A 10,906-nucleotide genomic window follows, 5' to 3' on the forward strand; every position below is an offset into this window, starting at 1 on the left:
CGGTGGAGACTCAACCGGTGGGGCGCCAGGGCCGGACGTCACCCCGGAAGGGGCCGTCCGGCGATGCTGCCTTCGGGCCGACTAGCGCTGGCCCGCCACGAACGACGGCGACTGGGTGTAGTCCTGGTGCCAGACGGTGGGCAGCCGCTCGAGGATGGCGCGCGTGTCCGCCACCGGCGCGGACATGTCGCCCTGCATGGCATTGTCGCCCACGCGGATGCCATTGGCGAACAGCGTGTTGGCGTCCTTGCCCGCCTTGGCCAGCTCCGCCGGGGTGCCCAGGTTGAAGTTGTAGACCTTGCCCGTGTACTTGGTGCGGGTGATCTGGGTCAGCGTGGCATCGCCGTCGCGGGTGCTGACGCGGTCGTTGACCTTCAGCGCGCTGGCGAACACCGCCTTGCCGTTGGCCAGGATGACCGGGTGCTTCTCCGTGAGGCTCACCGCGTGGCCCTTGTCGTCACGCAGGTTCACCATCAGGTCCTTCTCGCCACCGGACTGGACGTCCGTCACCGTGAGCATGTCGCCCTTGGCGTTGGTCACCAGCTTGTCGCCCTTCTTCACGGCCTCCACCGGGACGATGGTGCCGTCGGCCAGCACCACCTTCGTGCCCTCGGCCATGCAGCTGTTCCACACCATCACGCCGTACTGGTAGCGGTCGTCGCTCTTCAGGCGCACCGTCACGGTGGCGGGGAACTCCGCCGTGGTGCCGCACGTCACCTTCGTGCTCACGGTGATGACGTACTCCACCGCCTGGTTGATGATGCTCTGCGCGTTGCAGTTCTCCGTGCCCGTGCCGGGGATGGACGTCTCACGCGTCATGTTCGCCAAGAGCTTGGGCGTGAACGTGTTCTGCCCGATGCCGCCGTCGAGCTGCGACCCGATGACCTGCTGGGTCATGCACGTGCCGCCGGTGACCGTCTTGACCAGGCGCACCTTGGAGGAGTCCTTGTTGATGCTCTTCACGACGCAGTTGATGCTGTTGCGCGAGCCCGCGTTGAAGGTGAACTGCGTGGGCACGTAGACGTTGGTGTTGACCCACGTCTCCGTGGTGGGGAAGTTGTTGGCGGCGTCACCCACCCACGACGTGGTGATGGCGGTGTTGCGCATCGCGACGCTCGTCGGCGTGGCCGGGCCCGCGGGGGCCAGCGAGGAGCCGGAGACGACGGCGGCGGCGTAGTCACAGTCCATGCCACCGCGCATCTGGCACAGCTCCGTGTTGGGCTTGGCGGCGCCGGCCAGGCGCGGGTGGATGATGGTCAGGTTCGCCGCGCCCGGCGTCGACGCGGTCTGGGCGCGCAGGTAGGTGACGACCTCCTCGCCCGTGTTCTCGTTCATCGCGATCATCATCGAGTCCAGGACGAGCTGCCGGTCCAGGTTGGTCGGGATGGCCGGGTTGACGATGACGTCGTCGAAGCTCTGGCCCGCCGCGAACTCCTCGCCGGAGGCCGAGTCCACGATGAGGTTCTCCGTCTCCGGCATGTTGGAGTTGAAGGCGACGATGTCCGTGTAGACGTAGCTGGCGCCGTTGAGGCACGCGGCCCAGGGGTTGCTCTTGTAGGTGCGCAGCGAGCCGGAGGGGACGCCGCGACCCAGGCTGAGGAAGTGGTCACAGCCCCAGTTGGTGATGGCGAGGGCCTCCGGCTGCTTGCCGGCCTGGCGCGCCAGGGCCTTCTCCCGGGCGAGCCCCAGCCGCTCGAACAGCTTGGGCGCGTTGGCCGCCGTCTTGCCGGAGCCCTTCAGCCGGTTGAGCACGAAGCGGTACTGGTTGGGGTCCGCCAGGTCGATGGCGACCGCCTCGGTCGAGGCGCCGCGCGACTTCTCCTCGTGGATGCGGCGCATGTACTGCGAGTCCTCCGTCAACGTCGCGCGGTCCAGACCGCGGTCCAGGGCGCGCAGCGGGACGGCCCACGCGGACGTCGCGAGCGCGACGAGCGGCAGGGCCGCGGAAACAGGTACCGAGAAACGCGAGAACGGCTTCATGTGTTACCCCCTCGAAGTGCAGTGGACTGCCTTGGCAACGACCCACACGTCCACGACGGCTGTGACGACTGTCCTGGATGCGAGTCCCCTCCGTCGTGGACGCCGGAGCCGGACGCGACCACCGCGTCCGACCGCCGGAGGAGACCGAGCCCCCCTGGGCGGGGCGCATGGAGCGCCCGCCCTGCTCGCGTACCGCACTGCAAGGTGTCCCCACGGACGCGGGGGTGCCGGACTGCCACCCGCGGGGACACCGGATTCCAACGCCCAGGCCCGCGGCGACTAGCCGCAGGACAGCTCGCACACGTCCACGGCCTGCTCCACGCAGATGACGTCCCACAGGTCCGTGCAGCAGAACGGGTCGCCCTCGCACACGGTCGTCGTGCACGCCGAGCAGGTGGTCGGCATGCGGTTGCCGGGGCTGCACGGGTTGCGGCACGCGCGGGGCTTGCCCAGGTAGGCCTCGAACACCGCCTTGCGGTGCGGCAGGAACGTGCCCGTGAGCGCGGAGGAGATGATGAAGCGCGGGCCGTCCGGGCCGGTCTCCGTCGTCTCCGCGATGTGCGTGAAGCCCAGCGAGTTGGGCCACGTCAGGCCGCCGCCCAGGCTGGTGCCGTTGCTCAACTGGTGGCAGCCGGCGCACGACAGGGCCCCGGCGCGCGCGACGATTTGGTTGGCCGTCAGCGTGCTGCCGATGCGGGTCAGCTCCGCGGTGATGAGGTTGCGCAGCGTGGACGTCCCGGTCCCGAACTGGAAGGGGTAGTTGTTCTCCGTGGCCTGCGCGTCGCTCTGGCCGCCGTTGAACTGGTCCTGCACCGCCATGTTGAAGAGGTTGATGTCGGGGTTGGCCAGCGCCTCCACCTGGGTGGCGAAGAAGAGGCGGAAGTCCTCGGCGCGCGCGTGCGTGCTCGTCGGGTTGAACAGGCCGCCGAACGGGTTCACCTTGTCCGTGGCCATGAGGGCCCGCAGCGACGTGCAGCCCGTGCTGTTGCAGGTCTTCTGCAGCTTGAACTCGCGCAGGTTCCAGTTGCCGCCCATGAACTGGTTGGTGCGGATCTGCCCGTCACCCGTCGCCGGGTTGGCGCCGTAGTTGTCGATGTGCACCACCGGCCGGAAGCCGGGCAGGCCCTGCATGTAGAAGGTGTGCAGCGCCGTGGCGCGCTCGGTGACGCTCGGCGTGGCGCTCAGCTTCGCCCAGAAGTCCGCCACCGGGAGGCAGCCCTCCAGCCCCTGGTCCGGGTTGGGGTTGGGCAGCACCGCCTCGAAAATCATGAAGTTGCGGCCGCCGCCGTTGCGCGCGAAGACGATGCGGTACTCGCCGCAGTTGGCCCCGTCCGCCGGCGCCAGGTCGAAGCGGTTGAACAGGCCCAGCGCCTTGTAGCCGTTGGTGCCGGTGGACGGGTTGAACGGGTCCTGCGAGGCCTGGGAGCCCTCCGTCCGGGGACATTGATAGGGATAGGTGTTGAACTGCGCCTGGTTGCCGACGACCACGTCGTTACAGTGCTGCCCCAGGCTCAGGCCCGGCTTCTGGTTCTGCGTGTCCCAGAGCTGCCGGTACAGCAGCAGGCTGGTCTGTCCCGGCACGCCGCCCTGCGCGACGAGCTGGTCCAGCACCTCCTTGAGGCTGAACGTGCTCACGATGGCCTGGTCCGTCACCGCCAGCGACTTGCGCGGGTCCACCGTCAACACCGCCATCGCGGACTTGTCGCCGGAGCTGGAGTCCAGCAGCAGGCCGATACCACCACGCTCCGAATGGAGCCGGTTCGACTGCACGGGCCGGGGCGCGGGCTGCGCCTCCTCGACCTCCGGCTGCGTGCCACAGCCGACGAGCGCCAGCATCGACGCAAAAGCAAGACACGAGCGCCTCGCGCGCTTGTTCATGGGCTTCCCCCTCTTCGTTCCACTGCTGGTTTCAGATCAGCGGTACAACGGCGCCCTTATGAGCCAATGCTCAAACATTTACAAGACGCAAAGTGAAAAATCTCGACATCTGAGTGAGTCAGCCGACCCCGACATATCGGGACTTGGCCGACTGGTGAGGCTTTGACCCGGGGTCTGTCAAACCCGCGCGCGATGCGTCAATCAGGCAAGGCTTCCTGAGGACAGGCGGGAATCAGGCCCGCGCCCGGCCCGTCCAACTCCACCGTGGAGAGGCAGTTGGACCGGCAGACGCCGCCGGAGCAGTAGCTCCCCACCGCGCAGCAGGAGCCGTTGCAGAACACCCCCGTCTCACAGCACACGCGGACGCCGCTGTAGCAGACGCCGTTGTTGCAGGCGTCACCGGACGTACAGGAGTCCCCGTCGTCACACGCGGTGCCCGCGGCCTTCTTCGCGTACGAACAAGCGCCCGTCGTCGTGTTGCACGTGCCCAGCCGCTCGAAGCAGGTGCCAGGCGGTGTCTTGCATGACACGGCGGTCCCGACACATGCCCCCGTCGCGCTACATGTCTCGTTGAGGGTGCAAGCATCGGAATCGTTACACGCCGAGCCGACGGCGCGGGGGGTGTAGACACAGGTCGAGCCGTCACACGTCCCGTTCGGGAGGAAGCAGGGGCCCGGGGGCGTGTTGCAGGCGCCGCAGGAGGACGGCACCGGGTCGATGTTGAGCTGGAAGAGACCGCAGGAGGTGCCCTTGCCGTCCACCGTGATTCGCACCTCCTGGTTCCTCGCCAGGTTCACCGGGGCCGCGGAGGTGAGCGTCAGGCTGGACGCGTTGTCGTTGCACCCGAGCGACGCGCCGGTGTTCCAGTCCGTCACCTGGACCACCGTGTCGAAGTTGGTGTTGTCCACCGGGTCGGTGGCGAAGGTGTAGCTGCCGTCGTACGGCGCGATGAAGTGGAAGTGCATGTCCGACCCGCTGGTGCTCACGCAGGACGGCGTCACCTCGTTCGACGCGCCGCACGTGCGGCCGATGGCCACCGCGCGCCCCACGCGCAGCCGCAGGTCCAGATAGGACGACGTGACGACGCGCGAGGACTGGGTGCCGAGCGACTCCTCGGGGACCGCGGGCTCCGAGGACGCGCCCTCCGGGAACGAAGCCTGGGTACAGCCCCCCACCCACACCATGAGGGCAAGACAGACACGTCCCCAACGGCCCGGACGGCGCGAAGGCATGGCGCTCCCCACTGTTCGACTCCGAACAGAATACACACTATGGGTGTGTATTTCCAGCCCCGTAACAAAACAGGGCCGCCCAGGCGCGCCTCAAGGCCTCACATGATTGCGCTCGGCATTCAGACGCCAGGGAGTGGTCTGGTCCGCCCACCACAGCCCCATCATCGCCAGGAATTCGGAGACGGGCCTGGCGTGTCGCACGGGGTGGTCCGGGCGCAGCGCCTCCCACCCCTTGTGCTCGAGCACGACGCGCGTCCCGCCGGGGGCCTGCTCGAAGCGCACGTCGACCTCCGTCTTCTCGCCGGGGGCGAAGTTCCTGCCGCGCCACTCGAAGCGCAGCCGCGCGCCGGGCTCCCACTGGAGCACGCGGCCAATCTCGAACGCGCCCTCCGCGTCCTCCTCCACCAGCCGCCCTCCCGCGCCTCCCTCGAAGCGCACCACGCTCCGGGGCGAGGCGGAGCCGCGGAAGCGCACGCCGCGCCGCCACCACAGGTCGGTCTCCTCGGTGAAGACGGTGAAGGCGACGTCCGGCGCCACGCGGATGAACGTGGTCACCCGCGCGACCTGGGGTTGCGGGTCGGCGGCGCTCACGGGCCCTTCCTCCCGCGCGTGCGCTCGGCGTGCGCCTTGAAGGCGTCGAGCTGGTCGCCCCAGAAGGCCTCCACCTCGTCGAGCCACGCGCGCAGTTCGGAGAAGGGCTCCGGGCGCAGGCGGTAGAGCTTCACGCGGGCGTCGTCGTCCACGGCCTCCTCCTCCACCAGGCCCGTCTGGCGCAGCACGCGCAGGTGCCGGCTCATCGCCGGCGGCGTCATCTCGAAGGCGGCGGCGAGCTCCCCCGCGCGGCGCGGACGCTTGCGCAGCAGGTCGATGACCCCGCGGCGCGTGGGGTCCGCCAGGGCGGTGAGGGTCTGGTCCAGTCGACGGGCGGCACCCATGGCGTCCTCGCTCCCGTCCTCAGCCCTTCATGCGCTGCACGAACCACCAGGTGTGGCCCTCGGGGTCCTCGGCGGAGTAGCTCCGGTCGGTCCAGTAGTCGTCGCCGTAGTCGCTCGTGCGCGGCTCCGTGGTGATTCGCGCGCCCGCGGCGCGCGCCCGCGCGCAGTGCGCGTCCACGTCGTCCACGTAGAGCATCAGGTACGCGCTGCCGGGCCCCGCCTGGACGCCCGGACGCTGCTCGCGCAGCTTCTGCAGCGAGTTGACCAGGACCAGGCCCTCTCCGAAGACGAGCTCGGAGTGGACGACGACGCCCGGCCCCGCCTCCACCTTCAGCCGCGTCTCGAAGCCGAAGACCCGGCACAGGAAGTCGATGGCCGCCGGGGCGTCCTCGTAGAACAACCCCGGCGTGACGCGCGTCCAGCCCTCGGGAACCTGTCGCATGACCTGCCTCCTCCCACGTGAAGTGGTTGTCGATTCGAGGCAATATTTAACGTGTGCGTTAACATTTCGCAAGTCGCGCGGCGAGCGAGGGCGTGCGGGCCCTCGCCCGGGCCCTGGGGGCTACAGGAAGAGCATCGGGTCGAACTCGTCCACGTTGACGGGGAGCAGGCGCGGCAGGGGGCGTTGGAACACGCGCGCGTTGAGCTCCAGGTCGAGGATCTTGAGGCCCGAGGGGACGAGCTCGCGGAAGCGCTGGCTGACGTACTCACGCAACCCCAGCACGGCCACCTGGCGCTTCTCCTCGAGCATGGGCTTGAGGGCGTCCGCGAAGTCCGCGCCGTCGTGGCTGGCCAGGCCCACCGCCGCCTTGGGGCGCTGGGTGCGCAGCGTCTCCAGGAGCTTGAGGATGCCCAGGTCCACCACCTTCTGGTCCGGCCGCCCGTACAGCAGCGCCACCTCGCAGCCGGCGGACTTCAGCGCGCGGATGAAGCCGATCATCACGTCGGGCAACTGCTCGCCGCGCGCGTTGAGCACGACGATGCAGCGCACCGGCGACGGGAAGTAGCTCTCGCAGAAGGCCACCAGCCGGTCGAACTGCACGCGGTCCTGGGCCTCGGGCTTGCGGCCCACGACGTTGGAGACGGCCCAGTCGATGTTCTCCGCATCGATGAGCACATAGGAGGCGGCGGGAGGTCGTCCGGTGAGCATGGACGCGGACAATATGCCCGGCGCGGGCCCGGAGGGGGGCTTTGCGTGCGCGCGACCGGACGCGTCAGAAGCGGTCGGGTCCGGAGGGGGACTCCGGCACCGGCGCGGGCGCGGTGAGCAGGCCGTGCTCCGGAATCGGCGGCTGCAGCGGCAGCACGACGGTGAAGCGCGAGCCGTGGCCGAACTCGCTCTCCACGAACACCTTGCCGCCGTGGCCTTCCACCAGGCTCTTCACGATGGCCAGCCCCAGCCCCGCGCCGCCGTGCTCGCGCGTGGAGCTGCCGTCCACCTGGTAGAAGCTCTGGAAGATGCGGGTGAACTGGTCCTCGCGGATGCCCACGCCCGTGTCCTCCACGCAGACGCGGTAGCCGGACATGCCCAGCAGCTCCTCCTGGGCGCCCACCTCGGACAGCACCACGGACACGCGCCCGCCGGACGCGGTGAACTTCAGCGCGTTGGCCAGCAGGTTCACCAGCACCTGGCGCAGCTTGTCCGCGTCACCCGCCAGCCGGGGCCGGGGTTGGGGCGGCAGCCGCACCTCCAGCTCCACGCCCTTGCGCTGCGCCTGCGGCATCACGCTCGACACCGCCGTCTGGACGACGGAGGCCAGGTCCACCGGGGAGATGGACAGGCGCAGCTTGCCGGCTTCGATTTGACTCAGGTCGAGGATGGAGGAGATGAGGTTGAGCAGCGACTCGCCCTTCTCCACGATGGTGCGCACGTACAGCAGCTGCTCCGGGTTGAGCGCGCCGGCCAGCCCCTCCGCCAGCATCTCCGAGTAGCCGATGATGGACGCCAGGGGCGTGCGCAGCTCGTGGCTGACGGTGCCCAGGAAGGTGGACTTGAGCCGGTCCAGCTCCTTGAGCCGCGTGTTCGCCTGCGCCAGCCGGGAGTTCTGCGCCTCCAGCTCGCGGTGCGTCTCCAGCATCGCCTCGATGTGCAGCTGCGTCGTCAGGTACGCCCGGTGGCCGCTGGCCACGAGCGCGCCCAGCACCTGCCCGAAGTGCGTGAGCACCTGCGCCACGGTGCGCTCGGGCGCGCGCCGCACCTTCGCCACCAGCTCCTGCGCCCGCGCCAGCTCCAGCCCGGAGATGTCCGTGAGCGTCTGCGGGAAGTCCCCCAGCTCCTCCGGGGTGAAGGGCCCCAGGATGACCCGGCCCAGCAGGTCCCCCTCCCAGCGCACCGGCATGACCAGGTAGCGCAGGCCGGTGAAGCACGGCAGCGCGATGAGCCCCGCGGACTCCTGGCCATCCACCTGGGCCGCGCGCGCGCCCTGCACGGGCGCCACCGGGCCGTCCTTCACCCGGGCCACCGTGGCCGTGCAGCGCGAGCGCCCGTCCGGGAAGGAGAACACGTAGGCGCAGAAGTCCCCGTGGCCCACCTTCACGTCCGCCAGCTTCGCGCCCCGCGCGTCCAGCACCTTGATGCCCACGCGGTACAGCTCGCTGAAGCTCTTCACCACCTCCGTGAAGGACGGCAGGTCGAGCATGTCGCCCAGCGACAGGCGCCGCTGGAGCACCGACTCGCGGCGCGGCGCGCCGAATCCGTCCCCCTGGTAGGCGCCGCTCATCGCCCGCTCCCCGCCTGTTCTTCCCGCGCGGCGGGCGCATAGCGGCCCACCAGCTGGGTGCCCGACAGGTCCATCCGCCGGAACACCTGCGACAGGAACTCCTCCTCGGACAGCCCCACGTTGCGCGCCAGGTGCGCCCGGGCATCCAGGCGCCGGTACGCCGCCTGCGCCACCGCGTGGAAGGTCTCCAGCACGCCCTCGCCCTTGAGCGCCACGGCGCCCACCACCAGCTCCCCGCCCCGGCCGCGCGCCTCCTCCAGCTCCTGGTCCGACCGGGCGTCCGGCAGGTCCCGCTTGTTGAACTGGATGACGACGGGCACCTGGGCCACGTCCAACCCGTTCTCCCGCATGTTGTCCTGCAGGTTGCGCCAGTAGGCGTTGTTCTCCGCCGTGGCGCTGTGCCGGCTGTCCGCGATGAACACCACCGCGTCCGCCCCCTGCAGCACGATGCGACGCGTGGCGTTGTGGATGACCTGGCCGGGAACCGTGAACAGCTTGACCTTCACCTTGAAGCCGGAAGACGTGGAGAAGAAGACCGGGAGCAAGTCGAAGAACAGGGTCCGGTCGTCGTGGGTCTCCACCGTCAGCAGCCGGCCGCGCACCTCGGGGCTCGCCCGGGCGTGGAGCTGACGCAGATTCGTCGTCTTCCCGCTGAGTCCGGGACCGTAATAGACGATCTTGAGCGTCAGCTCGCGCTGGGCGTGGTTGAGTTGCAAAAGGCGGCTCGGCGGGGTCGAGGAGAGGGGGCCAGCCCTCGCATGGAACGACCGGGGTTTTATAGTGGGAAGGCGGCCACCGTGGAAGGCCGGCCGCCCGCCCGCTGTGGAAGCGGGAGGGGCCCAGGTGGAATGGGAGCGGCGTTTTCGGGGTTGGCCGAAATCCAGCGCTCACACTCCCGGGAAGGAAATCTCCTCACTTGAGATGACAATGTGCGCGGAATCACTGCGTGCATGGGTCCCGGGGGTGCGGTTAGGATCGCAGCGCGACGGAGGAGCAAGGCGATGACGATGAAGCAGGTGGACCCGGGCGTGGAGCTGGCCCCCGCCCCGGTGCTGGATGCGGTGGGCCTCCCCAACGACCTGATGGCGGCGGTGAAGTTCAGCCAGCCCACCGACGAGGATATGACGGCGGTGGCCGCCCTGCGCGCCAGCTCCGAACCCTGGAAGACCCGGGGTGAGACCCCGGACGACAGCCTGAAGGCGCTCAGCCAGCTCAAGCCGTTCGTCCACGTGGCCAGGCTGCAGAACCAGATCGTCGGCTACGTCACGGTGGAGCGCGACGGCCCGGTCCCCGGCGCCGCCTACCTGCGCAACATCGTGGTGAAGCCGGAGCTGCGCAAGAAGGGCCTGGGCATGGTGCTGCTGGAGCAGGCGCTCCGCGTGGCCCGTGACATGTACCGCAAGACCATCGCACTGCGCGTGGACCCGTCCAATGCGCCGGCGGTGAGTTTCTACCGCAAGGCCAACTTCACCACGGTGGCCACCGTGGTCTCCAAGAAGTCGGGCAAGCTGCGGCTCCTGATGTCGCGGGAGCTGTAGTCCCGGTGTCGTCCCTGGCGGGGGGCCCTGGGTGGCCTCCCGCCCGTGTCCGAAGTCGCTCCGCGCGGGCCCACGGGTCCCGGAGCGCCCCCCTCTCCCACCCCGGCGTGACAGGTCCCCCCGGGTGGGCGTGTGTCCGGCGAGCGCTCGCCGGGCCGCCACCCCTGGGGGGCAGGCGCTTTCCGCTCGATCATCAACTATCCTGGGGTCCTCCGCGTTCGCCCATCGTCGCGGTCCATCGACCGACCCCGCATGAAACCCCTTGCTGAGTTGTTGCGTCATTTGTCGAGGCCCGGAGTCACGGAACTGACCCTGGCGACAGGACGTCCGCCGATGATTCGTGGGAGCAACGGCTACGAACCGGTGGACCCCGCCGCGGTCACCACCGAGGACGTCGTCCGGGCGCTCCAGGCGATGGTCGGCGTGGCGCGCGCGTCGACGTTGTCCGAGGCGCCCTCCCAGTGGTCCGTCAACGCCAACGGACTGGGGGCCCTGTCCATCGCCGCCATGCGCCGCGGCGACCTGATGCACCTGCGGCTGTCGCGCGCGGTGGAGACGGCCGCGGCGCCCGCCCCCGCGCCGGCTCCCGCTCCCGCCCCCGCGCCGGCTCCCGCCGCCCCGGT

The 10,906-nt window shown here is 69.7% G+C and carries 10 protein-coding genes and 1 pseudogene; 2 read left to right on the forward strand and 9 right to left on the reverse strand.

The features are described from left to right. Positions 1 to 81 precede the first annotated feature (81 nt). From LZ198_RS17695 to LZ198_RS17735, 9 genes are all read right to left on the reverse strand, one after another. Positions 82 to 1,980: a Hint domain-containing protein gene (locus LZ198_RS17695; protein ID WP_253973161.1), complete on the reverse strand. Its 1,899-nt coding sequence runs from the start codon at positions 1,978 to 1,980 to the stop codon at positions 82 to 84. 279 nt (positions 1,981 to 2,259) lie between these two features. Beyond that, complete coding sequence (locus LZ198_RS17700; RefSeq protein ID WP_253973162.1) at positions 2,260 to 3,858, reverse strand: hypothetical protein; 1,599 nt, start codon at positions 3,856 to 3,858, stop codon at positions 2,260 to 2,262. A 197-nt stretch (positions 3,859 to 4,055) separates the two neighbouring features. Beyond that, positions 4,056 to 5,090 carry a hypothetical protein gene (locus tag LZ198_RS17705; protein WP_253973163.1) on the reverse strand — a complete coding sequence of 345 codons (1,035 nt, stop codon included), beginning with the start codon at positions 5,088 to 5,090 and terminating at the stop codon, positions 4,056 to 4,058. Between the two features lie 90 nt (positions 5,091 to 5,180). Beyond that, positions 5,181 to 5,681: an SRPBCC domain-containing protein gene (locus LZ198_RS17710; RefSeq protein ID WP_253973164.1), complete on the reverse strand. Its 501-nt coding sequence runs from the start codon at positions 5,679 to 5,681 to the stop codon at positions 5,181 to 5,183. Then, positions 5,678 to 6,025, reverse strand: coding sequence for an ArsR/SmtB family transcription factor (locus tag LZ198_RS17715; protein ID WP_253973165.1), 348 nt, complete (start codon positions 6,023 to 6,025; stop codon positions 5,678 to 5,680). The genes LZ198_RS17710 and LZ198_RS17715 overlap by 4 nt, the downstream gene beginning before the upstream one ends. A 19-nt stretch (positions 6,026 to 6,044) precedes the next feature. Further along, a complete protein-coding gene (locus tag LZ198_RS17720; protein WP_253973166.1) occupies positions 6,045 to 6,467 on the reverse strand; it encodes a VOC family protein in 423 nt (140 codons plus the stop codon). A 120-nt stretch (positions 6,468 to 6,587) separates the two neighbouring features. Further along, positions 6,588 to 7,175, reverse strand: a complete 588-nt coding sequence (locus LZ198_RS17725) for an NYN domain-containing protein (RefSeq protein ID WP_253973167.1) — start codon at positions 7,173 to 7,175, stop codon at positions 6,588 to 6,590. 64 nt (positions 7,176 to 7,239) lie between these two features. Beyond that, positions 7,240 to 8,745 (reverse strand): ATP-binding protein, encoded by a 1,506-nt coding sequence (locus tag LZ198_RS17730; protein WP_253973168.1) that lies wholly within the window; start codon positions 8,743 to 8,745, stop codon positions 7,240 to 7,242. Continuing rightward, positions 8,742 to 9,461 (reverse strand): GTP-binding protein, encoded by a 720-nt coding sequence (locus LZ198_RS17735; RefSeq protein WP_253973169.1) that lies wholly within the window; start codon positions 9,459 to 9,461, stop codon positions 8,742 to 8,744. The genes LZ198_RS17730 and LZ198_RS17735 overlap by 4 nt, the downstream gene beginning before the upstream one ends. Positions 9,462 to 9,746: 285 nt before the next feature. Here LZ198_RS17735 and LZ198_RS17740 point away from each other — a divergent pair, with 285 nt between their 5' ends. Both LZ198_RS17740 and LZ198_RS17745 read left to right on the forward strand, forming a co-directional pair. Then, the gene (locus tag LZ198_RS17740; protein ID WP_253973170.1) at positions 9,747 to 10,283 is read left to right on the forward strand and encodes a GNAT family N-acetyltransferase; all 537 of its coding nucleotides are present in this window, start codon (positions 9,747 to 9,749) and stop codon (positions 10,281 to 10,283) included. Positions 10,284 to 10,616: 333 nt separating this feature from the next. After that, positions 10,617 to 10,906: pseudogene (locus LZ198_RS17745) on the forward strand (type IV pilus twitching motility protein PilT); the annotation flags it as partial.

The organism is Myxococcus dinghuensis (assembly GCF_024198235.1).
Lineage (GTDB): Bacteria > Myxococcota > Myxococcia > Myxococcales > Myxococcaceae > Myxococcus > Myxococcus dinghuensis.

What these genes read in the sequence shown, in the direction of transcription:
- LZ198_RS17695 (WP_253973161.1), bottom strand. Translation starts at nt 1,980, where the DNA reads ATGAAGCCGTTCTCGCGTTTCTCGGTACCTGTTTCCGCGGCCCTGCCG.
- LZ198_RS17700 (WP_253973162.1), bottom strand. Translation starts at nt 3,858, where the DNA reads ATGAACAAGCGCGCGAGGCGCTCGTGTCTTGCTTTTGCGTCGATGCTG.
- LZ198_RS17705 (WP_253973163.1), bottom strand. Translation starts at nt 5,090, where the DNA reads ATGCCTTCGCGCCGTCCGGGCCGTTGGGGACGTGTCTGTCTTGCCCTC.
- LZ198_RS17715 (WP_253973165.1), bottom strand. Translation starts at nt 6,025, where the DNA reads ATGGGTGCCGCCCGTCGACTGGACCAGACCCTCACCGCCCTGGCGGAC.
- LZ198_RS17720 (WP_253973166.1), bottom strand. Translation starts at nt 6,467, where the DNA reads ATGCGACAGGTTCCCGAGGGCTGGACGCGCGTCACGCCGGGGTTGTTC.
- LZ198_RS17725 (WP_253973167.1), bottom strand. Translation starts at nt 7,175, where the DNA reads ATGCTCACCGGACGACCTCCCGCCGCCTCCTATGTGCTCATCGATGCG.
- LZ198_RS17730 (WP_253973168.1), bottom strand. Translation starts at nt 8,745, where the DNA reads ATGAGCGGCGCCTACCAGGGGGACGGATTCGGCGCGCCGCGCCGCGAG.
- LZ198_RS17740 (WP_253973170.1), top strand. Translation starts at nt 9,747, where the DNA reads ATGACGATGAAGCAGGTGGACCCGGGCGTGGAGCTGGCCCCCGCCCCG.